At 73.3% G+C, this 22,681-nt stretch carries 21 protein-coding genes; 11 read left to right on the top strand and 10 right to left on the bottom strand.

Features of this window, described 5'->3' with window-relative positions; all coding sequences use genetic code 11:
• Positions 1 to 14: 14 nt before the first annotated feature.
• Positions 15 to 1,499, bottom strand: coding sequence for a glycosyltransferase family 39 protein (locus L6E12_RS07735; protein ID WP_236227193.1), 1,485 nt, complete (start codon positions 1,497 to 1,499; stop codon positions 15 to 17).
• A 372-nt stretch (positions 1,500 to 1,871) separates the two neighbouring features.
• Here L6E12_RS07735 and L6E12_RS07730 point away from each other — a divergent pair, with 372 nt between their 5' ends.
• The 3 genes from L6E12_RS07730 (at position 1,872) to L6E12_RS07720 (ending at position 3,640) form a co-directional block, all read left to right on the top strand.
• On the top strand, positions 1,872 to 2,525 hold the full coding sequence (locus L6E12_RS07730) for a fasciclin domain-containing protein (RefSeq protein ID WP_236227192.1): 654 nt from the start codon (positions 1,872 to 1,874) through the stop codon (positions 2,523 to 2,525).
• Positions 2,526 to 2,780: 255 nt separating this feature from the next.
• Entirely contained in the window at positions 2,781 to 3,341 is a 561-nt protein-coding gene (locus L6E12_RS07725; RefSeq protein WP_236227191.1) for a hypothetical protein, read from the top strand.
• Positions 3,341 to 3,640, top strand: a complete 300-nt coding sequence (locus L6E12_RS07720; RefSeq protein ID WP_236227190.1) for a transcriptional regulator — start codon at positions 3,341 to 3,343, stop codon at positions 3,638 to 3,640. Before L6E12_RS07725 ends, L6E12_RS07720 begins: the two co-directional genes overlap by 1 nt.
• A gap of 9 nt (positions 3,641 to 3,649) precedes the next feature.
• Here the strand turns inward: L6E12_RS07720 and L6E12_RS07715 are convergent, their stop codons facing one another.
• The gene (locus tag L6E12_RS07715; protein WP_236227189.1) at positions 3,650 to 4,201 is read right to left on the bottom strand and encodes a hypothetical protein; all 552 of its coding nucleotides are present in this window, start codon (positions 4,199 to 4,201) and stop codon (positions 3,650 to 3,652) included.
• Positions 4,202 to 4,306: 105 nt separating this feature from the next.
• Here L6E12_RS07715 and L6E12_RS07710 point away from each other — a divergent pair, with 105 nt between their 5' ends.
• The 3 genes from L6E12_RS07710 (at position 4,307) to L6E12_RS07700 (ending at position 6,914) form a co-directional block, all read left to right on the top strand.
• Positions 4,307 to 5,503 (top strand): FAD-dependent oxidoreductase, encoded by a 1,197-nt coding sequence (locus L6E12_RS07710; RefSeq protein ID WP_236227188.1) that lies wholly within the window; start codon positions 4,307 to 4,309, stop codon positions 5,501 to 5,503.
• 226 nt (positions 5,504 to 5,729) lie between these two features.
• A complete protein-coding gene (locus tag L6E12_RS07705; RefSeq protein ID WP_236227187.1) occupies positions 5,730 to 6,527 on the top strand; it encodes an LLM class flavin-dependent oxidoreductase in 798 nt (265 codons plus the stop codon).
• Between the two features lie 69 nt (positions 6,528 to 6,596).
• Positions 6,597 to 6,914, top strand: coding sequence for a hypothetical protein (locus tag L6E12_RS07700; RefSeq protein ID WP_236227186.1), 318 nt, complete (start codon positions 6,597 to 6,599; stop codon positions 6,912 to 6,914).
• 78 nt (positions 6,915 to 6,992) lie between these two features.
• Here the strand turns inward: L6E12_RS07700 and L6E12_RS07695 are convergent, their stop codons facing one another.
• Both L6E12_RS07695 and L6E12_RS07690 read right to left on the bottom strand, forming a co-directional pair.
• The gene (locus L6E12_RS07695; protein ID WP_236227185.1) at positions 6,993 to 8,594 is read right to left on the bottom strand and encodes an ABC-F family ATP-binding cassette domain-containing protein; all 1,602 of its coding nucleotides are present in this window, start codon (positions 8,592 to 8,594) and stop codon (positions 6,993 to 6,995) included.
• A gap of 203 nt (positions 8,595 to 8,797) precedes the next feature.
• Complete coding sequence (locus tag L6E12_RS07690) at positions 8,798 to 9,586, bottom strand: CoA ester lyase (RefSeq protein ID WP_236227184.1); 789 nt, start codon at positions 9,584 to 9,586, stop codon at positions 8,798 to 8,800.
• Between the two features lie 76 nt (positions 9,587 to 9,662).
• On the opposite strand from L6E12_RS07690, the gene L6E12_RS07685 reads away from it, so the two are divergent.
• On the top strand, positions 9,663 to 10,409 hold the full coding sequence (locus L6E12_RS07685; protein ID WP_236227183.1) for a glycerophosphodiester phosphodiesterase family protein: 747 nt from the start codon (positions 9,663 to 9,665) through the stop codon (positions 10,407 to 10,409).
• On the opposite strand, the gene L6E12_RS35330 is transcribed toward L6E12_RS07685, so the two are convergent.
• Entirely contained in the window at positions 10,391 to 10,882 is a 492-nt protein-coding gene (locus tag L6E12_RS35330) for a DUF4231 domain-containing protein (protein WP_236227182.1), read from the bottom strand. The genes L6E12_RS07685 and L6E12_RS35330 overlap by 19 nt on opposite strands.
• 225 nt (positions 10,883 to 11,107) lie before the next feature.
• On the opposite strand from L6E12_RS35330, the gene L6E12_RS35325 reads away from it, so the two are divergent.
• Both L6E12_RS35325 and L6E12_RS07670 read left to right on the top strand, forming a co-directional pair.
• Positions 11,108 to 11,719 (top strand): hypothetical protein, encoded by a 612-nt coding sequence (locus L6E12_RS35325; RefSeq protein ID WP_236227181.1) that lies wholly within the window; start codon positions 11,108 to 11,110, stop codon positions 11,717 to 11,719.
• Entirely contained in the window at positions 11,691 to 12,056 is a 366-nt protein-coding gene (locus L6E12_RS07670; protein WP_236227180.1) for a hypothetical protein, read from the top strand. Before L6E12_RS35325 ends, L6E12_RS07670 begins: the two co-directional genes overlap by 29 nt.
• 19 nt (positions 12,057 to 12,075) lie before the next feature.
• Here the strand turns inward: L6E12_RS07670 and L6E12_RS07665 are convergent, their stop codons facing one another.
• The gene (locus tag L6E12_RS07665) at positions 12,076 to 13,554 is read right to left on the bottom strand and encodes an NAD(P)/FAD-dependent oxidoreductase (protein WP_236227179.1); all 1,479 of its coding nucleotides are present in this window, start codon (positions 13,552 to 13,554) and stop codon (positions 12,076 to 12,078) included.
• Positions 13,555 to 13,742: 188 nt separating this feature from the next.
• On the opposite strand from L6E12_RS07665, the gene L6E12_RS07660 reads away from it, so the two are divergent.
• Positions 13,743 to 14,186 (top strand): hypothetical protein, encoded by a 444-nt coding sequence (locus L6E12_RS07660; RefSeq protein ID WP_236227178.1) that lies wholly within the window; start codon positions 13,743 to 13,745, stop codon positions 14,184 to 14,186.
• Positions 14,167 to 17,868, top strand: a complete 3,702-nt coding sequence (locus L6E12_RS07655) for a M48 family metalloprotease (protein WP_236227177.1) — start codon at positions 14,167 to 14,169, stop codon at positions 17,866 to 17,868. Before L6E12_RS07660 ends, L6E12_RS07655 begins: the two co-directional genes overlap by 20 nt.
• Here the strand turns inward: L6E12_RS07655 and L6E12_RS07650 are convergent, their stop codons facing one another.
• From L6E12_RS07650 to L6E12_RS07635, 4 genes are read right to left on the bottom strand one after another with little or no spacing between them, the layout of a single operon-like run.
• Positions 17,869 to 18,573 (bottom strand): hypothetical protein, encoded by a 705-nt coding sequence (locus tag L6E12_RS07650; protein WP_236227176.1) that lies wholly within the window; start codon positions 18,571 to 18,573, stop codon positions 17,869 to 17,871.
• The gene (locus tag L6E12_RS07645) at positions 18,570 to 20,378 is read right to left on the bottom strand and encodes a carbamoyltransferase C-terminal domain-containing protein (RefSeq protein WP_236227425.1); all 1,809 of its coding nucleotides are present in this window, start codon (positions 20,376 to 20,378) and stop codon (positions 18,570 to 18,572) included. Before L6E12_RS07645 ends, L6E12_RS07650 begins: the two co-directional genes overlap by 4 nt.
• 26 nt (positions 20,379 to 20,404) lie before the next feature.
• The gene (locus tag L6E12_RS07640) at positions 20,405 to 21,622 is read right to left on the bottom strand and encodes an ATP-grasp domain-containing protein (RefSeq protein WP_236227175.1); all 1,218 of its coding nucleotides are present in this window, start codon (positions 21,620 to 21,622) and stop codon (positions 20,405 to 20,407) included.
• On the bottom strand, positions 21,619 to 22,626 hold the full coding sequence (locus L6E12_RS07635; RefSeq protein ID WP_236227174.1) for a glycosyltransferase family 2 protein: 1,008 nt from the start codon (positions 22,624 to 22,626) through the stop codon (positions 21,619 to 21,621). The genes L6E12_RS07640 and L6E12_RS07635 overlap by 4 nt, the downstream gene beginning before the upstream one ends.
• Between the last annotated feature and the right edge of the window lie 55 nt (positions 22,627 to 22,681).

Here is a 22,681-nt window from a genome sequence, read left to right as displayed (position 1 = left end):
ACGCGCAATCACCTTCACTGCGACCGCATCCCCGGCCACAACCGGCCCCAGGATTCGGTTCGACCCGTGTAGAGCGTGGCGAAGTCGGGGACCAGCACCACGCTGCCGGTGAAGGCGCGGCGGACCTCGGGCTGTTCGTCGCCGAAGAACAGGACGCTGTCGGCGGATTCCGGCGGGGCGCCGAAGTGGAAGTAACCGCGGTGGGTGCTGTACGCGCGGGGCAGGCCCTGCTCGGCTGCGCGCAGGTCGAAGGCGGCGGCAAACACGTAGCTGTCGGTCATGATGGCGGTGTGGGCGCGCTGCTCCTCCGGCAGCGCGCGGTAGGTCTGCGCCATGGCGTCCCGGAGGGGGTCGAGGAGGCGTTCCCCGTCCAGGACCGCCCGCGCGGTGAGGGTGCCCAGCGGCAACTCGGCGGGCAACCGCTGGGCCACCGACACCGGGTAGACGGGGAGCACGACCGCGGCCTGGGCGATCGACACCAGCACCACCGCACCACCGGCCCACTTCGCCGCGGTCGGCCACCGCAGGTCCTGCGCCCACACCGCGCCCGCGGCCAGCGGCAGCGCGTAGAGCCCGTAGACGTAGTTCGGCCGCCCCGACGCGACCAGGAACGCCACGACCAGCACGAGCGTCGCCACCCCCAGGTACCGGAACGGCGACCGGAAGCCCACCAGCCGGACCACCCCGGCCACCACCAGCAGCACCCCGAGCGGCAGCCCCGCCCCGAGCAGCGCCTGCGACAGGTACGGCCCGGCACCGGGGAACTCCCGCGCCACAACGTCCGACATGCGGAGGTACGGCCACCCGTTCGCCGCCTGCCACCACAGCGTCGGCACCGTGGCCACCGCCGCGACCGCAGCGCCCAGCCACAGCAGCGGCCTGCGCGGCAGCTCGCGCGGCCCGAACACCAGCGCGCACACCAGCACCGCCACCCACAGCGCGGGGACGAGGAACTTCGTCTGCAACGACACCGCGGTCACCACCCCGGCCGCGAGCAGCAGCCGGTCGTCGGCCACCCCGTCACACCGCTGCCGCGTCCAGCGCACGAGCAGGAACACGATCGCCGTCCAGAAGAACGGGTCGACCGAGTACGTCGCCAGGTAGTGCGCGATCTGGCTGGTCCCGCTCAGCGCCATCCCCAGGGCGGCGACCGCCTGCGCCACCCGGCGCCCACCCAGTTCCCTGGCGATCAAACCGGTCAGCACCACCCCGGCGGTGGCCGCGGCGGTGGCGGGCAGCCGCAACGCAGGCAGGGAACCGGGGAACAGCGCGTCCGACGCGCCCGCGAGGAACGGGATCAGCGGCGGCTGGTCGAAGTAGCCGAGCGCCCCGTGGTCGCGACCCGCGACCACGAAGTACGCCTCGTCGAAGAAGTACCCGTAGTTGCGGCTGGCCAGCAGCATCAGCGCACCGGTCACCCCGGCGACGAGGAACACCGGCAGCCGGGCGAACCCGGGGCGGGCCGCCGCGACCGGGGCGGCGGGAACAGTATCGATCATGCGGCCATTCGACCGCGGGAGTGCCCGCCCCCGAATCGGCCGCCGGTCGACGACCACCCCCACCAAGGTCGGTCCCGCCGGAACTTTCGTCGGACCGGTTCGCCAATTCCAGTATGGACGCAACAATTCCGGTACCCGTCGGGAAAATCGCGGAACCCTACACAGGAGTACTCGGGCGTGCCACGCGAGAACCCGATGGGGTGACGGGACGAACACATTTGGTCACGGAATGGTTTCGGTCCCCATCCGACCCATCCACCCCCCACCCGGGGCCGAATCACCAGTGTTCTCCCCCTCGGACACACCGAGGATCCGCTGGGCGGGACCTCCCGCCCAAGCGGTGCCCTTCCTCAAGCAACGGAGCACCTACAGATGAAGCGCAGCATTCGCGTCGGCACCACGGTCAGCGGCCTGGCGATCACCGCCCTGCTGGCCTCGGCCTGCGGCAGCTCGGACACCGGTTCCTCGGCGACCACGACCACCCAGGCCCCGGCCGCCACCACCACCTCCGCCAGCGCTGCCGCGGACCCCGCCTCCACCCTGGTGGGCCCGGGTTGTGCCGACTACGCCAAGCAGGTCCCCTCCGGCGCGGGTTCGGTCTCCGGCATGGCCGCCGACCCGGTCGCCACCGCGGCGAGCAACAACCCGCTGCTCACGACCCTGGTCTCCGCCGTCTCCGGCAAGCTGAACCCGAAGGTCGACCTGGTCTCGACGCTGAACAGCGCCGAGTTCACCGTCTTCGCGCCGGTCGACTCGGCCTTCGCCAAGATCCCCGCGGCCACCATCGAGACGCTCAAGACCGATGACGCCCTGCTGACCAAGATCCTGACCTACCACGTGATCCCCGGCCAGATCTCCCCGGACAAGATCGCGGGCGAGCAGACCAGCGTCGAGAAGGGCAAGGTCACCGTGACCGGCTCGGGCGACTCGCTCAAGGTCAACGACGCCAACGTGATCTGCGGCGGCGTCAAGACCGCGAACGCCACGGTCTACCTGATCGACAGCGTTCTGATGCCGACCTCCTGATCCCGGTCGACGGACCCGGCGCCCAGCGCGCAACGCAACCCCACCCGGCTGTCGCTGACAGCTCCGGACTGCGGTAGCCGGGTTCACTCCGTTTCCCGGCGATCGCGGAAGCTCGACGCCCGACCCACCACCCGGGTCGGGCGTCGAGCCCTTCCTCCACTGTGGACTTTCCCCGCCCGGCGCGGAGGAGGTCCACCGGCACGTCCGGGTCCAGCGCACTTGCCGTAGCGGAAAGTTCGACCTACACTTTCCGACATGGAAAGTTCATGGACCCCGCAGCCGGACGAGGCCGCGACCGCACTCGGCGACGCCCGGCGGTCGCAGGTGGGCCTGGCGGCCCGGCTCCGCCTCCCGGGGCTGTTCTTCGGGTCGATCGCCGTCGCCGTCGCCACGCAGCTCGCCACCACCGCGGTCGGCCTCGCGGTCGGCACCACCTGGTCGCACCTGGTCCTGGCCGCCGGCCTGCTCGTCTTCTGCGCGGTGGCGGTCGCCCAGCTCGCCAGGTTCCGCAACCTGAACGGGGTGTGGATCGCCGGACTCGCCCACCGGGCCGTGCTCGGCACGGCCACGACCGCGTCCCTGTCCTACACCGCCGCCCTGGCGGGTGCCGTGTGGGCGGGTCACCTGGACCTGTGGTGGCTCACCGCCGTCTGCTCCGCCGCGGGCGGGATCGGCTACGCGCTGGGCGGATGGCGGTGGTTCAGCGCCTACCGCGGCGACCCGGTGGCGCACTCCCGCGCCCAGTCGCGGTGGCAGCTCCTCGCCTTCGCCACCCTCGCCACCGCGGGTGTCGTCCTGCTCCTGGCGACGGCCTGATGGCCGAGTTCGACCTCAACCTGCAATCCCTGCTCCGCTTCAAGCTGCTCAGCCTGCTCGCCGCCGTCACCGAACTGGAGTTCGCCGCCCTCCGCGACGAACTGCGCGTCAGCGACTCGGTCCTGTCCAAACAGGTCTCGGCGCTGGCCGGGATCGACTACGTGCGCAGCAGGAAGGGGGTCCACGCGGGCCGCCGCACCACCTGGATCTCCCTCACCCGCACCGGCCGCCGCGCCCTCACCGAGCACATCACCGCCCTGCGCGACACCATCGCCCGGGTCGACCCCCACCTGCGCTGACGCTCGGGGCTACAGGACGTCGTCGTCGCGGAGGCCGTGGCGGACGAGGAGGACGGCGAGGGGGCGGGCGGTGCCGCGGACCCGGTCGGCCACCCACTTCTCGAACTCGGCCGGGCTCGTCTCGTCCAGCCGGTCGTGCGGGACGCCGGTGCGGTCGTCGCCGTGGCGGTACTCGGTCCAGGTCGTGGTCAGCACGCGCCTGGCGTAGTCCTCCGGGGGGTGGCGGAAGCGGTGGCGGAACGCCTCGTCGCCGGGCTGGGTGGCCATGTCACCGTTGGCGAGCAGGTAGAAGCCCTCCGACAGGACCCAGCCGCGCCAGTTGCGGACCAGCAGCGAGAAGCGCACGACCGTGCCCAGACCCGGCGAACCCGCCCCCGTGAGCGCGGCCCGGGTGTCGCGGATCGCCTCGACGAGCCGGTCCCGACCCCGGTTCCAGGTGTCGAGGTTGGCCGCGCGCAGCGACTCGGCCCTGGCCCGCCGCAGGCTCGCCACGTCCCGTTCGACCGGCGCGACCCGGAACGTCTCCTCGGGACCGCCCGCGCGGAGCCAGTCGTCTGTCACAAGGCGCAGATCGGCGGGGTGCGGCAACCCGTTACGGGGATCAACATCACGTCGGCGCGGGTCGTCCACCCGGCGGGACGGGCGGCGGGTGGCGAGGATGGGGGCATGGACGACACGCGACCGGTGGTGGTCGTCGGCGGTGGCCCCGGCGGCATGGTGCTGGGGTACCTGCTGGCGCGGGCGGGCGTGCGGACGACCGTCCTGGAATCGCACGGCGACTTCGCCCGCGAGTTCCGCGGCGACTCGCTGCACCCGTACACGCTGGAGCTGTTCGACCAGCTCGGGCTGGCCGACGACCTGCTGGCCCTCGCGCACCACCCGGCCCGCTCCTTCCGGTTCCACACCCCGCACGGGCCGCTGACCGTGGCCGACTACGCGAAGGTGCGCAGCCGGTTCCCGTACGTCGCGCTGATGCCGCAGTCGCGGTTCCTCACCTTCCTGGCCGAGCGGGCCGCCGAACTGCCCGAGTTCGACCTGCGGATGCACACCCGCGTCACCGACCTGCTCCGCGACGACGCGGGCGCGGTGACCGGCGTCCGGCACCGCGGCGGCGAGGTCGGGGCCCGGCTCGTGGTCGCCACCGACGGCCGGTTCTCCGCGGTGCGCAAGCTCGCCGACCTGCCCGCCGCGAACCTCGGCGCCACCACGGACCTGCTGTGGTTCCGCCTGCCCCGGCTCCCCACCGACCCCCCGGACGCCGACGTCGACCTGTACTTCGGCCGCGACCACTACCTCGGCCTGCTCGGCGGCACCGACACCTGGCAGGTCGGGTACAGCCTGCCCAAGGGCGGCTACCAGGCCACCAGGGCGGCGGGCCTGGAACCGATCCGCGCCTCGGTCGCCCGGCAGATCCCCTGGCTGGCCGACCGGGTCCCCGCCCTGACCGACTTCACCCAGACCACCCTGCTCTCGGTCGACATCAGCCGGGTCACCCGCTGGCACCGCCCCGGCCTCCTCCTCCTCGGCGACGCCGCCCACGTCATCTCCCCCGTGGGCGGCAACGGCATCCTCATGGCCGTCCAGGACGCCGTGGCCGCCGCGAACCGACTCGTTCCCGCCCTGACCGCGAACACCCTCGACGAAGACGTGCTGGCGGCCATCCAGGCCGACCGCGAACCGGCGATCCGCCAGGTGCAGGCCCAGCAGGTCCGCATCGAGCAGCGCACCGCCCGGGCCCGCGACCGCGGCAGGCCGATCACCCCACCGCGCTTCCTGCGGGTCGTCACCGCGATCCCCGGGGTCCGCGCCCGCGCGGCCAGGGCCAACGCCTACGGCCCGAACCCGCCCCGGCTCACGGTCTGACAGCGGGCGCGGCAGGTTCGCCGGTGCCCGGTGCCCGATCACCCACCTCGCCTGCCTCTCCACTCGGCGCAGGCATGACATCGCCGCCGTCGGTGCGGCTGTCCGCCAGCGTGTCGACGATCAGCCGTGTGTCGTCAGCCTGGGCAGCGGGTGCGTGTGGTGTCGGTGCACCGGGTGGCCCACCCCTGCCGGGGTCACCCGGCGTCCCTGCGGCACACTCGCGGACATGACGAAGCCACGTGTGGGGGTCGTGTTCCGGCCGCAGTCGCCGCCCGAGGAGTTGCGGGCCGCCGCCCTGGGCGCGGAGGCCGCCGGGATCGACGAGTTGTGGCTCTGGGAGGACTGCTTCTCCGAAGGCGGCCTCACCAGCGCCGCCGCCGCATTGGCCTGGACGTCGCGTATCACCGTCGGCGTCGGCCTGCTGCCGGTGCCGCTGCGCAACCCCGCGCTGGCCGCCATGGAGATCGCCACGCTCGCCCGGGTGTTCCCCGGCCGCTTCCAGCCCGTCCTCGGCCACGGAGTGCTCGACTGGATGGCCCAGGTGGGCGCCCGCGCCGCCTCTCCCATGACGCTCCTGCGCGAGTACACCACCGCTGTCCGCGCACTCCTGCACGGCGAGACCGTGACCGTTGACGGCCGCTACGTACACCTCGACGCGGTCGCCCTCGACTGGCCGCCCGCCCAGGTGCCCCCGCTCGTCGTGGGGGCGCGCGGGCCCAAGACGATCGCTCTGGCCGGTGAGTTCGGCGACGGCGTACTCCTCGACGCCCCCGAAACCGGGCCGCTCGAACCCTCCGCCGTCCGCGCCGTCGTCGAGACCGTCAACTCGGCCGCGGCCGCCGTGGGCCGTCCGGCACCGCAGGTGGTGTCATTCGTCGAGGTCGACCCGGCCCGCGCCGACCTCGCCGACGCCGTGGCGGGGGTCCTCACCCAGTACGGCGAGTCGGGCGTCACCTCCGTCGTGTTCCAAGCGCCCGGAGCCGCACCCGACCCGGCAGCGCTCGTCGCCGCCCTCGCGCCCTGATCGCGGCGGTGTCGCTCATCGATCACCCACGTGCGAGGCCGAGTCGGTCAACCCCGGCGACGATACTGGGTGGCGCCCGCGAACCGGGTGACGTGGACTCCGCCGGGATTCGAGCACTCCCACCGCTTCTACGGGGACACCGATGCCCGCGTGCTCACCATCCCCGCCGACGAGTGCCGTGACGTGGTGGCGTGGCCGAGCGTGTTCGCCGTCAGCCCACTGGCACGCGAGGCGATCCTCGCGCTGACCGGCCACCGGGCCAGAACACCCGAGGCGGAGGAGCGGTTGCGTGCAGTGGTGGTCGACGAGATCGTCGAGACCCCCGAACAGTCCTTGCACCTGCCCGAGCCGCACGACGACCGCCTGGGGATCGTCACCGACCGCTGAACCCGTGCGCGCGTGTTCTTCCCGGCCGCACGCCCCCACGTGCCCTCGCGGGGTGATCCCGCGAGGGCACGCGTCGGTTCAGGGCACGTCCACCTCGGTGAGCCCGCCGTCCGCCAAGCGCAGAGCCCGATCCACGCCGACGTCGGTCAGGAACCGCTCGTCGTGGCTGACCAGGACGAACGCGCCCCGGTAGGCGTTGAGCGCGGCCGTGAGCTGGTCGACGCCGGGCAGGTCGAGGTTGTTGGTGGGTTCGTCGAGCAGCAGCAGGTGCGGCGCGGGTTCGGCGCACAGCACGCACACCAGGGTCGCCCGCAGGCGCTCACCGCCGGACAGCGCGCCCACCGGGAGGTGGGCGCGGGGGCCGCGGAAGAGGAACCTGGCCAGCAGGTTCATCCGGTCCGGTTCCGGCATCCCCGGGGTGACCGCCCGCAGGCTCTCCGCCGTGCTCAGCGCGGGGTCGAGCAGGTCGAGGCGCTGCGACAGGTACGCCACCCGCCCCTCGGCCCGGGTCAGCAGCCCCGCGTCCGGGGTGAGCGCGCCCGAGACGACCCGCAGCAGCGTCGACTTGCCCACGCCGTTCGCCCCCAGCAGCGCGATCCGCTCGGGACCGCGGATGACCAGGTCGATGCCGTCGCCGAACAGGTCGCGGACCCGGAGGCGCTCGCCGTGGAAGACGGTGCGACCGGCGGGGACCTCCGTGTCGGGTAGCGACAGGGCCATCGTCTCGTCCTCGCGCAGCGACCGCTCCGCCGCGTCCAGCCGGGCGCGCGCGACGTCGACCCGGTTGCCGTGGGTGTCGTCGGCCTTGGCCGCGGACTCCTGGGCGCGACGCTTCAGGCCGCCCTGGATGATCCGGGGGATGTCGGTGTTGGTGCGGGCGGCGTTGCCCGACCGGCGCGCGGCCCGTTCCCTGGCCTGCTGCATCTCCCGCTTCTCCCGCTTGAGCTGCTGCTCGGCGTTGCGGATGTTCTTCTCCGCCACCTCCCGCGACGCCTGGCGGGCGGCTTCCCACGAGGTGAAGTTCCCGCCGTGGACCTGCACCCGCCCCTGGTCCAGCTCGGCGATGCGGTCCACCCGGTCGAGCAGCGCCCGGTCGTGGCTGACCAGCAGCAGGCACCCCTTCCACTCGCGCACAACGGCGTCGAGCCGGGCCCGGCCGTCGCGGTCGAGGTTGTTGGTCGGCTCGTCGAGCACCAGCACGTCGGGTTCGGCGAGCAGTTGGGCGGCCAGCCCGAGGGTGACGACCTGGCCGCCGCTGAGGGTGTCCAGCCGCCGGTCGAGGGCGATCCCGGCCAGGCCGAGGCGGTCGAGCTGCACCCGGGCCCGGTCCTCGACGTCCCAGTCGGTGCCGACCGCGGCGAAGTGCTCCTCGCTCGCGTCCCCGGCCTCGATGGCGGCCAGGGCACGCACCACCGGGGCGATCCCGAGCACCTCGGCCACGGTGGGTTCCCCGGTCAGGGGCAGGGTCTGCGGCAGGTAGCCGAGCACCCCGTCGACGGTCACCGAGCCCTCGGTCGGGGTGTACTCCCCCGCGATCAGCTTGAGCAGGGTGCTCTTGCCCGCACCGTTCGGCGCGACCAGGCCGGTGCGGCCGGGACCGGCGGTGAAGCTCAGGTCCGCGAAGACGGGGGTGCCGTCGGACCAGGAGAAGGACAGGGCGGAACAGATGATGGAAGACACGCGGAAGTCCTCATGCGCGAAGCCGGGCGGCAGCGGCCGTCCGGGGAGGGTGGGAGGAAAGAGCGCACGACCGGTAGCGGTGCCGCTGTGCGGACACCGCTGGTCAGACGGCCGGTCTACCCGGAAACGTCGTCCTCGGCCACCATCGGTGGATCACTCCCCGTGCTCGGTCTTCACCGCCACCGTACCAGCGGCCGAGCCGGTCAGCCCCCCGCGCGCCGCAGGATGCCGTTGGCGCGGAGCAGGACCGGCCGGTCGACCATCTGTCCGTTGTAGACGGCGACGGACCCGCTCGCCCCCGCCGCCAGCACCCCGCGCGCCCACTCCACCTCGTCCGCGCCGGGCGCCATGGCGGCGTGCGCGGGCGCGATCTGACCGGGGTGGATGCACAGCTTGCCGGTGAAACCGAGCCCCAGGGCGTGCGCCAGGTCCGACCGCAGCGCGTCGTGGTCCCCGAAGGCGGTGGTGACCCCGTCGACCGGCCCCGCCCGCCCCGAAGCCGCCGACGCGACCACCAGCACCGACCGGCTCAGCAGCAGCGCCTCCCGCGAATCCGGGGCGACCCCCAGTTCGGCGGCGAGGTCGATGTGCCCCAGCGCGACCCGGACCACCCCGGGGACCGCGCACAGCGCCCGCGCGTCGAGCACGCCGGTGGCCGTCTCGATCAGCGGGAGCACCGGCGCACCGATCGCGGCCAGGTCGTCGGGCCGCTCGGCCTTGGCCACCATGACCGCCGAGGCAGGCCCGGCCACCGCGCGGACGTCGTCGTCGTGCCAGGGCGTCCCCGCCGCGTTGACCCGCACCACCGCCGCGTTCCCCCGCTCCAGCCACGCCACCACGTCGGCCCTGGCAGCGGCCTTGTCCTCGGCGGCGACCGCGTCCTCCAGGTCGAGCACCACGGCGTCGGCCCCGGAGGCGGCGGCCTTGGCGAAGCGCTCGGGCCGGGTACCGGGGACGAACAGCAGCGTGCGGGCGGTGGCGATGTCGGTCACCGGCCCATCCCAGCACAGGCGCGCGGAACGCGGCGATCGGCCCGGGCGCGGTACCCCGGTGGGTAGGGTCGGGTCGGTGAGCGCTCCCCCGTGGTTGACCGCCTCCCCCATCGCCCACCGGGGCCTCTACGACGCCGAGAACCCGGAGAACTCCCTCGCCGCGTTCGGGCGGGCGGTGGCGCGGGGGGTGCCGTTCGAGTTCGACGTGCAGGTGAGCCGGGACTGGCAGCCATTCGTCGTGCACGACCGGGACCTGTCGCGGGTCGTGGGGCGACCCACGGCGCCGATCGCGGAGCTGGACGCGAGCGAGGTGCGGGAGATGCGGGTAGCGGTCGGCGGGCTGCCGGTGCCGACGCTGGAGGACGTGCTGGCGCTGGTGGACGGGACCGTGCCGGTGGTGGTCGACGTGCGCCGGTGGGGGTTCGCCGCCGACGATCGGTTGGAGAACGCGGTGGCGGAGCGAATTCGCGGCTACGGCGGCGAGTTCGTGCTCCAGTCGTTCGACCCGGTGGCCGTGCACCGGTTGCGCGCGCGGGTGCCGGACCGCGCGGTCGGGCAGGTCTCCGGGTCGCTCCCGTCGGCGGGGGCGGTGAAGCGGCTGCTGGGGCGGGCGATGCTCACCAACGCGGTGACCCACCCCGACTTCATCACCTACGAGCTGGGCGAGCTGCCCTCCCGGGCGGTGACCTTCTGGCGGGGCCGGGGCAGGCCAGTGATCGCCTACTCCGCGCACTCCCCCGAGGACGAGCGCCGCGCGGCGGAACTGGCCGACAACGTCTTCTTCTCCGGCTACCTGCCCGATGCCTACCGCGAGCCGGGCTGAGTCGGCACCGCCGAGGGGAACGGCAGGTCCTTGAAGTAGGTGACCGCCTCCTGGGCGCGCAGGTCGGCCAGCAAGTCCAGGAAGTGCTGGGTGCTGCTCAGGTCGTCCTCGCCCGGCCGCGTCGCCTGCCACTCCCAGTACGCCTTGGTCAGCGCGGACTCGGTGCCGCGCAGCAGGACCCACGACTGGTCCCAGCGGTAGAAGGCGTGCAGCGCGGTGAGCACGGCGACCAGCGTGCCCGCCAGCGAGACCACCAGGGACTTGGCCGGGTAGTCCAGGTTCGCCAGCAACGGCAGCCCGGTGCCCGCGAGGATCACCAGGATGCCCGCCACGCGGTAGAGCCTGCGGTGCCAGGTCGCCCGCGAGTCGTAGAACTCGCGCAACTCCAACGCGTACTTCTCGGTGGAGGCGACCACACCCACCTCGCCCACGTTGGCGGGACCGACGGGAATCGAGTGGAAGGTGAAGCGCACGAGCGAACCCCCTGTCGCCGACACCGGCTCCGTTGCCCGGTGCACCCAGGATGCCACGGACAGCGACCGCGCGGGCGGGATCCGACCGCCCGACACCGTTTTCCCGGACCCGGTTCGCCATTCTCCGACCGGCGCTCCGAATGGTGGCCGATTCCAGCGAATCCGACGGGGAACCGTTGCACCCCACGGGTTATCGTTCGGCGAACGACGAGCCTGAGGGCTGCCGTGGCGGACGACATCTTCGACCACCCCGACCTGCGGGGTCCGGAGTGGGATCGATTGGCGCGGGAGGCCGCCCGCAGGACGCGGCCACCCAAGCGGCCCCGGTGGCGGTCGGCGTTCTGGGCCGCGCACCGGCGCAAGGTCGTCGCCGGGGTGGCTGTGCTCGGGCTGGCCGTGGCAGGAGGCGTGGCGTTGGACTCGGTCGACCGGGGAGCGATCGCGCCGGGCGTGGCGGTCCCGACGAGCACCACGCGGGTCGAGGTGCGGCGGGTGGACCTGGCACAGCCGTTCGCGGGCACGCCCGCCGCCGGGTGGGTGGACGGGGCGGCGGGGGTCGTGGTGCCCGCGGCGGCCCCGGTGGGCGGATTCACCGCCGAGCAGGTGTCCGCCGCGACCGGGTTGGTGTACCGGGCCGTGGTCGCGGCGCACCTCGACGGGGAGGTGACGCACGGGCGCGGTCTCGACGGGTACATGGCGATGTTCGCCCCGAAGGGGGCGCGAGTACCTGCGGGTGAGCGGCGGGCTGCGCACCAACCTCTCCCCGGAGCACCGCCTGCTCGACGTGCCGCCGAAGGTCAGCGGGACCATGACCGTGACGGGGGGCGCGCTCGGTGAGCTGACGGTGCACACGAAGTACGCCTTCGCCTACGCGTTCGCCCCGGACGACCCCCGGACGATCACCGGGCCGATGGACCTCGTCACCGTCCTGCGCGTCGACGCCGACTGCGTGGTGCGCGACGCGGCCCACTTCAGCACCGACTTCACCGGGCTCTGGGCGCAGGGGTGGAACAGGTACGCGTACTCGATCAACTGCTCCGCCTTCGACCGGGGTGTGCTCGCCCCCACGTTCAGCGAGCGCTCGACCGCCACCGGCACCCCGGACGACGTGGAGGCGGCGTCGTTCGACCCCGCCCTGCCGATGCCCACCGCGTCGAACTGCCCGGCGCCCTGATCGGTCCGCAGTGGACTGATCAGGCGTAGGTGTAGGACTCCAGCGGGAAGTTCGCGGCCTCGTGCAGGCCGTTGCGGGTGGAGGTGGGGCGCAGCAGGGCCGCTTCGCCGTGGTGGTTGAAGTAGTAGCTGCGGGCGGGGGCGCAGTTGCCGACGTAGAAGACCGAGTCCTGGAGCTTGTCGGTCATCCGGTCCAGGAAGGCGTCGTTGGCCGCGTCGGTGACCTCGAAGGTCGTGGCGCCGCGCCGCTGCACCTCGGTGAACAGGCGGTTCATGTGCTTCATCTGGGCCTCGATGGTCCAGAAGTAGGACAGGCCGTTGTAGGAGTACGGGCTGTTGAGGCTGATCAGGTTCGGGAAGCGGGGCACGGTGACGCCGCAGTAGGCCTGGAACCGGGTCTCGCGCCACCACGCGCCCAGGTCGCGGCCCTCGCGGCCGATCAGCTCGATGGCCGGGAAGTTGGCGTCCCACAGGTCGAATCCGGTCGCCAGGACCAGGGTGTCGATCTCGGTCTTGCGGCCGTCGGCGGTGACGATGCCGTCGGCGGCGATGTGGTCGATCGGGGTCGTCTCCAGGTGGACGTTCGGGCGGTTGAACGTCGGGTAGTAGTCGTTGGAGAACGTGGGGCGCTTGCAGCCGAAGGAGTAGCCGGGGGTGAGCGCGGCGCGGGTCTTCGGGTCGCGCACCTGGCGGCGCAGGTGGGCGAGGGCGAGCAACTCGGCGCCCTTGTTGGCCAGGCGGGCGCGGCGGTAGTTGAGCACGCCGACGACCATGATCAGTTCCAGGACCGCCGAGTTGATCGCCCGGACCGCGCGCTGGGTGGCCGGGAAGCGGGCGAACAGGCGCTGCACCGGCCCGGGGATGCGGCCGTCGACCTTGGGCGTGACCCAGATCGGGGTGCGCTGGTAGACGGTCAGGTCCGCCGCCGCGCGGGCGAGCCGCGGGATGAGCTGCACGGCGGTCGCCCCGGTGCCGATGACGGCGACGCGGCGGCCGGTGAGGTCGACGCCGTCGTCCCAGGCGGCGCTGTGCAGGACGGTGCCCGCGAAGTCGTCCACACCCGGGATGTCGGGCTTCTTCGGCTGGGACAGGAACCCGGTCGCGGTCAGCAGGTAGCGGGCGTGCACGGTCTCACCGCCCGCGAAGCGGACCACCCAGTGCTTGGCGGTGTCGTCCCACCGCGCGCCCTCGACCGAAGTGCGGAACCGCAGGTGCCTGCGCAGGTCGTAGGTGTCGGCGACGTGCTCGGCGTAGCGCTTGAGCTCCGCGCCCCTGGCGAACACGTGCGACCAGTACGGGTTGGGGGCGAAGGAGTACGAGTAGGTCACCGAGGCGATGTCGACGGCCAGGCCCGGGTAGCGGTTGACGTGCCAGGTGCCCCCGAGGTCGTCCTCGCGGTCGACGACCAGGATGTCGTCGTAGCCGAGCCGCTTGAGCTCGATCGCGGCGCCCAGCCCACCGAACCCGGCGCCCACGACGAGCGCGTCGTACCTGCGCATGGGTCGTCCTCCTCGTCGAGGTACAGAAACCTACTGGCCGGTAGGCTACTGCCGGAGCGCCGTTCGGGGCAATGACCCGCGCGCCCCCGGGCTCCCGCCCGGAAGCGGACCCGGGATCACCGCTTTGGCGGGATGATCTCGGCACGGGGACACGCGATGATGTCCCGTCTCGGAGCTGGGAGGTCACCGTGGGTCGCAGCGCGGAGTACGACGAGTTCGTGGTGGGGATCGCCAGGGCGGTGGTCGCCGACCTCGCACCGGACGAGTCGGCCGTGGTGGACGTCGTGGGGCAGGAGTTCCTGCGCAACCCCGAACGGGTCCTGGCCGAGGACGGGCCGCGGGCACCCGTGCTGGGATCGGGCATCGGCACCGTGGTGACCATGGTGACGCCGGTGGCCTTGGCGGTGGGCGCCTCGGTCTACCAGCACCTGCTGGACAAGGCGGGCGAATCCCTGGTCAAGGGCGGCGGCAAGCTCATCCGCAAGGTCTTCCGCCGAGGCGCGGACGAGACCGACGCGGTCCGGCGGGTGGTCGAGGCCCGGGCCCTGGAGCTGGGCCGCTCCCCCGAGGAAGCGTCGAGAATCGCCGACGCGGTGATCGCCGAACTGAGCCGTGACCCCGACCCCGCCTGACCCGCCCGCGGACCGCCCCGCCGACACGGTCAGCGCCGACACGGCGCCTGCGGCGGGCGAGGTCAGTTCGGCAGGTGCGGCGGGTGTGGGCAGCCCGGCGGAACCGCCGGGTGCGGCAGGCGCGGCGCGGGCAAGCAGGCCGGCGGGTGCGGTGGGGGCGGGCAGCCCGGCGGGTGCGGTGCCCGCGGGGACCGCCTTCCGGTTCGTGACGTTGATCGGCGTTGCCGTGGCGATCACCCTGTTCGTCGCGGATTCCCTGTCCGAGACCGTGTTCGCGGGGCGCGGGCTGGCCAGGGCCCGGTGCCTGGTGTTGCACGACCTCTACCCCGCTACCTCGGGGGCGCCGGACCCGGACGGGCGCAAGTGGCAGGGCTACTACGACTGCCTCAATGCCCTGCGTGGTGGGCAACTGCTGTGGCTGGCGGGTGGCCTGGTGCTGCTCGCCCTCGTCTCCTGGGTGATCTACCAGGTGCAGCCGTGGTGGCGGATTCGGCGCGGGAGGCTGGTGGAGTTGCGGGCGGTGCCCGCGCTGTGGGCGCGGGTGGAGCCGTCGCTGGTGGAGTTGACCCGGCGGGCCGGGTTGGGGGCGGTGCCGGAGTTCCGGCTGGACCCGGGCAGTCCGAGGGCGGGTGGGGTCGCGTTCGGCACCCACCGGCGGCCGGTGGTGGCCCTGGACGTGGGGTTGGTGCTGCTGCACGGTCGGGACCGGCCCGCGTTCGACGCGGTGGTGCTGCACGAGCTCGCCCACCTGCGGCACCGCGACGTGCCGATGACCTACGCGACCATCGCCGTGTGGCGGGCCGTGCTGGTGGTGGCGGTCCTGCCGTACCTGTGGGGCGTGGGCAGGGCGGTGTACGGCGGGCTGGGCTGGGTCGCGTCGACCGTGACGTTGGTGCTGTGGTTCCCGGTGTTGCTGGCGCTCGCCTACGCGGCCCGGACCTCGGTGCTGCGCGCCCGCGAGTTCCACGCCGACGCGCTGGTGGTGCGCTGGACCGGGGACGCCGACCCGTACCGGACGCTGCCGGAGGTGCGGGCGCCGCGGTTGACCGCCCACCCGAGCCGCGCGGCCCGGCTCGCCGCGACCGGTGATCCGCGGGTGCTGCTGCGCCCGGGGTTCTGGCCGTTCTTCCTGGGCGCGGTGACCTGGCAGGTGCTGACGGGTACCGCCGAGTTCGGCCTGTCCGGGCTGTGGGTGCGCTCGGACACGGCCGGGCCGCACGTCGTGCGGGTGTGCTGGTCGGTGGGGGTGGCGGTGCTCGTCTGCCTGGCCGCGTGGCGCGGTGCGGCGTACCGGCGGGCGGGCGGGGGCCGGTCCGGGGTGTTCCTGCGGCCGGGGGCTGGTCTCGGGCTCGGGCTGGCGCTGGGCACGCTGCTGGTGCCGACCGTCGTGCTGGACGAGCGGGGCCCGCAGTTGTCCCCGATCACCTGGGGGCTGCTGGCAGTGGGCGCGGTGGTGGCGGCCCTGGTGTGCGGGTGGGCCGGGTGGTGCGCGGTGCTGCTCGGCGACCGGCTGCTCGACGAACGGTTGCGCGGCGGGCGAGTGGGCGGTGGCAGGCCGGGCGGCGGGTGGCTGGGAAGTGGGCGGCCGAGCGGCGGGTGGGGTGTGGCGGGGGTGGCGGCGGCCGTGCTGGTCGTGTGCTGGAGCTGCCTGGGGTGGCTGCTCACCGCGCACGGGTACGCGGGTGCCTGGAGCACCGTGTTCTCCCCCGCGCTCGACCGGCTCGACGGGCTGGCGGGCGGCGGCGCGGATTCGGTCGTGGTGCGGCTGGTGTTCCTGGCGTACACCGGGCCCGGTGACCGGTTCTCGGCGACCGCCGCGCTGGCGCTGGTGTGGCTGGTCCCGGCGCTGCTGGCCCGGCCGCCGCGGGCCGCCTTCACCGCGGGTGGAGTCGGGGCGGTCGGGGCGGTGGTCGCGGTCGTCCTCGCCGGGCTGGGTGGCTTGGGGACGCCGGAGGGTGCGCTGGTGCGCACCGCGTGGCAGGTCGTGGCCGTGGTGGCGGTGCAGGTGGTGGTGGCCGGTGCGGCGCGGCGGGCCGGGGTGGTCGCGGCGCTGGTGGCGGCGTGGCTGACCGGGGTGGCCGGGGGCGTGGCGATCTGGGTGGCGCACTGGTCCGGGGGTGGCGTGGACGCGGTCGTGGCCAGGCAGCCGTGGCACGTGCTGCCGTTCACCGCCGTCGTCGCGGCGGTGCTCGCGGCGGCGCTGCCGCGGCGGCAAGTGACCGCCCAGCAGGCTGAGCCGTGGCAGGGGACGACCGCCCAGCAGGAGGGATCGGTGCGGCGGGTGCTTGCCCGGCTCGCGGTGCTGCTGCGGCGACGAACGCCCGCCCAGCCAGCAGAGCCGCCGCGACGGGAAACGTCCGCCCAGCAGGCTGAGCCGTGGCAGGGGACGACCGCCCAGCAGGAGGGATCGATGTGGCGGGTGCTTGCCCGGCTCGCGGTGCTGCTGCGGCGAGGAGCGCCCGCTCGGCCAGCAGGGCCGCCGCAGCGGGAAGCACCTGCCCAGCAGGCTGAGCCGCCACGGGGAGCGCACACCCAGCAGGAGGCACCGATGCGGCGGGTACTTGCCCGGCTCGCAGTGCTGCTGCGGCGACGAACGCCCGCCCGGCGGGCGGTGCCGCCGCGGGGAGCGCCCGCCCGGCCGGTGACGCGGGTCGCGCTGGTGCCCGTGGTGGTGCTCACGGTAGCGGTGCTGGTGCCGCAGCCACCCGCGCCGTCGGCGGTGGCGCTGCTGCCGACCGAGCCCCCGGCCCCCCGGCAGCTCGACCCGGTCGCCGCGATGGCCCTGTGGGCGCAGGGCGGTGGCCAGGTCCTGCTCAACGACGTCGTGCAGGCCCAGGGGCGGGCGTTCCTGGGCATGGCGGCGGGTGACCGGCCCGCCCAGGTGGCGCGGTGCGCGGAGTTGGGCGACCGGATCGCCGACGCCCGGCGGTTCCCCGGGCCGCCGGTGCCCGTGGCGCGGGAGCACTGGGACACCGGGCTCGACGCCTCCCTGCGGGGTGCGCGGGAGTGCACGCGCGTCTTCGCCGCACCCTCGGGCGACCCCAACCCGGTCACCGAGCAGTTCACCGCCGCCACCACCGAGTTCCTCTCGCTGCTGCGGCTCCTGCCGTTCGGGGAGGCCGCGGTGCGGGCCGCCACGCCGAGCACCCCGCCCGCCCCGACGACAACGGCACCCCCGGTGGACCTGGCGACGCTGCTGCTCACCGCCGCGGACCTGCCCCCGGGCTTCACCGCGGCGCCGCCCGCGCCGAAGAGCGAGCTGACCACGGCCAGGCCGGAGTGCACCCAGGACAACGCCGACGTCGGCCCCCAGCGTCCCGTCGCCCGGGCCGAGGTGCAGTTCGGTGGCCCGGGCAACACCACGATCAGCCAGTGGGTCTTCCGCTACCCGGCCGCCGCCGACCGGTCGCTGGCCGCCATCGCCGACCTCTACGCCCGCTGCGCCCGCTACTCGGTCTCCGCCGGGGACATCACCCTCGACATCGGGGTCCGGGTCCTCGGCGGCACCCCGTGGGCGGCTGAGGTCACCTACGGCGGCGCCTACCTGACCCTGTACTCCCGCGAGGTCTTCGTGGTGCGCGGCGACGTCCTCTCCGTCGTCTCGTTCCACGGCAGGCGCCCCACCACAGCGGCGGACACCGATCGCCTCGTCGCGGCCATGGCGGCGAAGCTGGGCGGCTGATCAGGCGGCCAGCTTGCGGTCGACCCACTTCCCGAGCGGCAGCGCGGCGACCACCCCGGCCAGGACCAGGTGGATGACCATGAACACCACCGCCGTCGGCACGCTGGGCGGGCCGCCGGTGAAGACGATCATGTGCGAGGCCCAGTGCAGCGCCTCGGGCTTCTCCCCCGCCGCCCAGACGTCGTTGACCGCCCAGAAGGTGAGGTCGTTGAGGCCGGAGATGACGACCAGGATGGCCGCCAGGCCCGTCTTGAGCACGTTCGCCGTGCGGGCGCCGCCGAGCCGGTAGGCCATCAGGGCGAACAGGACGATGAACGTGGTGATGAACAGCTCGAACTGGTAGATGGGGGCGAAGGTGCCCTCGTCGGTCAGCGCTGTGCGGCCGTACTCCTGGATGCGCAGCACCAGTTCCGTGTCCAGGTATCCCATGTAGACGAACACGGCGAGCAGGAACAGCCAGGGGGCGGCCTTCCAGCGCGGCATCAGCGCCACCGCCGCCACCGCGCAGCCGAACGGGACCAGCTTGAGCACGAACTCGCCCAGGTTGTCCAGGGTCTGGTCCGGCGGCAGGACGACCATCACCAGCAGCGCGACCACGGCGGCGGGCACCACCGGGACGACCCACAGCCAGCGCCTGCGCTCGTACAGCGCGCGCACCCAGTTGGGCCGGGTCTCGGGCGGGGCTGCGGGTCGGACGGCGGTCACTCGGTCTCCATGCGCTGCTTCTCCACCCAGAACGGGCCCAGCGCCAGCGCGTCGACATCGGTCTTGAGGTAGCAGGCGATGGCGTCGGCGGGGCTGGCGACGATGGGTTCGTTGTTGTCGTTGAACGAGGTGTTGACGACCATCGGGACGCCGGTGAGCTTCTCGAACTCGCTGATCATGCGCCAGTACAGCGGGTTGTCGGTCTCGCTGACCGTCTGCACCCTGGCGGTGCCGTCCACGTGGGTGATGGCCGGGACGGCGGCGCGCTGGTGCTCCAGCACGTCGAAGACCAGCAGCATCACCGGGGAAGGATAACCGCTGGCGAACCACTCCCCCGCCTTCTCCGCCAGGCAGCTCGGGGCGAAGGGGCGGAACGGCTCGCGGTGCTTGACCTTCTCGTTCATCCGCTCCTTGGACTCCGCCAGGCGCGGGTCGGCGACCAGGGAGCGGTTGCCCAGGGCGCGCGGGCCGCACTCCATCCGGCCCTGGACCCAGCCGACGATCATGCCGTCGGCGATGCGGGCGGCGGTGTGCGCGGCGATGTCGTCGACCCGGGTGTACTCCACGCCCGCGTCCTGCAGGGCCTGTTCCATCTCGGCCTCGGTGTAGTCCGGGCCGGTGTAGGTGTAGCCGGTGCGCGGGCGGGGCAGGCGGTGCTTGCCGACGGTGACCTCCAGGGCCGCGCCGACCGCGCAGCCGTCGTCGGCGGCGGCGGGCTGGGCGAAGAACTCCTCGAAGTCGGTCTCCAGCAGCAGGCGGCCGTTCATGACGCTGTTGAGGGCGACACCGCCCGCGACGCACAGGCGCGTGGAGCCGGTTTCGCGTTGCAGCCAGCGGGCGATGTGCAGGCCCGCCTCCTCCAGGGTGACCTGGAGGGCGTAGGCGATGTCCATGTAGTGCTGCGGCACCGGGTTGGCCGCGGAGACCTTGGTGCGCTCGCGGGCGGGGCCGAAGGTGTCGGTGAACTTCTGCGACATCAGGTGCTTGCCGGTGGTGTGGTGGCGGAACCACTCCAGGTTCAGCTCGAACCCGCCGTCGGGGTCGAGGTGCACCAGGTCCTTGAACTGCTCCACGTAGGTGTCGCGGCCGAAGGGGGCCAGGCCCATGACCTTGCCCTCGTCCATGGTCGGGTAGAAGCCCAGGTAGCCGGTGACGCCCGCGTACATGGCGCCGAGGGAGTGCGGGAACTTGATCCGGCGCAGGTCGACCATGCGGTCGCCGCGGCCGTGGGCGAACAGGGTGCTGGTGCCGTCGCTGCCGATGCCGTCGAAGGTGAGCACGGCCGACTCGTCGAACGGGCTGATGTAGTAGGCGCTGGCCGCGTGCGAGCGGTGGTGGTCGATCAGGTGGACCTTGAACTTGGTCTCGCCGGTGTACCCCAGGGCCTCGCGGACGTCGCGGCCGAGGGTGTAGGAGCGCTTGACGTGGGCCAGGACGGCGCCGCCCACGTGGTAGTCGTCGGGGCCCTTGCCGCCGCCGGTGCGCAGGGTGTCGACCATGCTCGCGGCCTTGTGCGCGTCGCCGGTCTCGTTGCGGAACACGGCCAGGGTGCCGGGGAAGTAGCGGGCGAAGACCTTGGCGGCGTGGATGGGCTCCTTCCAGCGCTGCCAGTAGTAGGCGACGTGGTCGACGTCGCCGAGGGTGATGCCCGCGCGGTCCAGGCAGAACCGGATGGCCTCGGTGGGGAAGCCGCCGTCGTGCTTGACGCGGGTGAAGCGCTCCTCCTCGGCGAAGGCGATGATCTCGCCGTCGCGGACGAGCGCCGCCGCCGAGTCGTGCACCCGGCTGATGCCCAGGACGTACATGCCTTGCTCCAAGCGGGAAGTGTGGGTCACGGAAGGGGGACGGCCATGTCGGGGGCGTCGAGGACGAAGCGCAGACCGGCCCGCGCTGCGCCCTCGGCCTGCCACAGCTCCCACGGGGTGTCGGCGCTGAGCACCAGGTAGCCGAGCTTGTACCCGGCCTGCTCGTAGGCGTGCACGTGCGTGCCCTCCTCGGCGAACAGGTAGAGCCGCACGACCTCGGGCATCTCGGCGACGGCGGCGACGCCCTCGACGCGGACGAGGTGGCCCGCCCGGTCGGAGGCCAGCATGTGCACCAGGCTGGGGCGGATCGGCGCCGGGGTGAGCACCGGGGTGCCGCCGGTGGCCAGGTCGATCATCGCGCCGACCAGGTCGACCCCGGTGGCGGCCTGCACCAGCTCGGACAGGCCGTTGCCGCCGAGGCGGGCGGCCATCTCGATCAGGTACAGCTCGCCGTCGCGGCCGAGGACGGCGTCGAGGGTCAGCGGGCCGTGGGTGTAGCCGAGTTCGGCGCTGATCCGGGTGAGCATGTCGACCAGGTGCGCGTCGGTGTGCTCGGGCAGGTCGGCGGGCATCACGTGCGCGGTGGTGACGAAGAACGGCGGCGGGGTCACGGTGCGCGAGGTGACGGCGTGGAAGGCGATCTCCCCGTCGACGACCAGCGCCTCGACGGTCAGGTGGGTGCCGTCGAGGAACTCCTCCACGACCACCCGCCCGGACGGGGAGAACGCGATGGCCTCGGTGAACGCCTCGGCGAGCCGACCGGGGGTGGCGCAGGCGACGACGCCGCGGCTGCCCGAGGAGTCGACCGGCTTGACCAGCGCCGGGAACCGCAGCCTGCGGGCGGCGGTGGCCAGTTCGGGCCCGGGGGAGCCCGCCACGCTGGCGTAGCTGGGCAGGTCGAGGGAGTCGCAGAGGAAGCGGAAGACCGACTTGTCCATCGACGCGGACACCGCGGCGTCGGGTAATCGGCGGGCCAGGTCCCAGTGCTCGATCAGCGCCGCCTGGGTGGCCAAGCCGACGTCGCTGGCCGGGCACAGCACGCCCACGATGTCCTCGCGCCCGGCCAGGGCAGCCGTGATCTGCTCCGGGGCGCGCACGCTGACCTGGACGAACTCGTCGGCGACGGCGACAGCGGGCGCGGCGGCGCGGAAGTCGACGCAGATCGTGCGGTAGCCCAGCTCGCGGGCGCGGTGGTAGGTGCCGACGGCGCCGTCGGCGCCGCCCAGGATCACCAGGGACTTCATCGGGTGGCCTCCAGTGCGGGGTCGGACCGCGGTTCCCCCCTGGTCGAGGGCGGCACCGCGGGCGGGGCGCAGAGCAGCTCGGCGGGGTCGACCGCCAGGCTGGACTCGCGGACGTAGTACAGGCGCGGGCGCGGCTGGGCCGCGCCGATCACACCGAGGTAGCGCACGACCAGGGCGAGCACCGGCAGCGCGCAGGCCATCAGGGCGGTCAGACCGGCCAGCGCGCCGGAACCCGGGACCGCACCGGCGAGGACGGCGACGGTCAGCGCCACCGCGGCGATCCCGCCGAGCACGGCCGCGGTGGCCGCGATGGTCAGCAGCCTGCGGGTGTGCCCGACGAACAGCTCGATGGCGTGCCCGGTGAGGAAGCCCAGGTTCACCTTGGACACCCCGCGCACCCGCGGCCGGTGTTCCACCTGGACCACGGTGTAGCGGTCGGTCAGCCGCGGGACCGTGGCGAAGAAGTGCGGGGTGCCCAGCCGGAGGTCGACGATGGTGCGGGCGAGGTCGGCGCGCACCAGCCGGAAAGCGGTCGCCCCCCGCGGCAGTTCCATCCGCAGGACCCGCCTGCCGAGGAAGTGGAACAGGGCGGTACCCCAGCGGCGGACCAGCGGGTCCTGCCGATTCGTCCGGACGCCGAACACGGCGTCGTTGCCCGCTTCGGCGGCCGCGATCAATTTCCGCGCCTCGGCGGCGGGGAACTGCTGATCGGCGTCGATGTGCAGCACCCAGGGCTTGCCCGCGTACCGGTAACCGGCGGAGAAGGCGGCCTCGAACCCGAAATTGCGGGTGAACGACAGGTAGCCCACCCGGGGGTCGGCGGCGGCGAGGGCGCGCACCCGCTCCAGCGTGGCGTCGGTGCTGCCGTCGTCGACGAAGAGCAGTTCGAGGTCGTGTTCGCCCAGTTCGGCGACGATCTCCCGGTAGCAGGGGTCGACGTTGTCCGCTTCGTTGAAACAGGGGATGACCACGCTGAGGGCGGCGACGGCCGAGGGTGCAGGCATCTCGTTCCTAGGACGGGGACGACGCCCCGGTGAACGCGGGCGAAACTCGTTGGCG

Source organism: Actinokineospora sp. PR83, from assembly GCF_021056305.1.
Lineage (GTDB): Bacteria > Actinomycetota > Actinomycetes > Mycobacteriales > Pseudonocardiaceae > Actinokineospora > Actinokineospora spheciospongiae.
The sequence above is the reverse complement of the archived record's forward strand: the minus strand, read 5'-3'. Positions and strand labels throughout refer to the sequence as shown.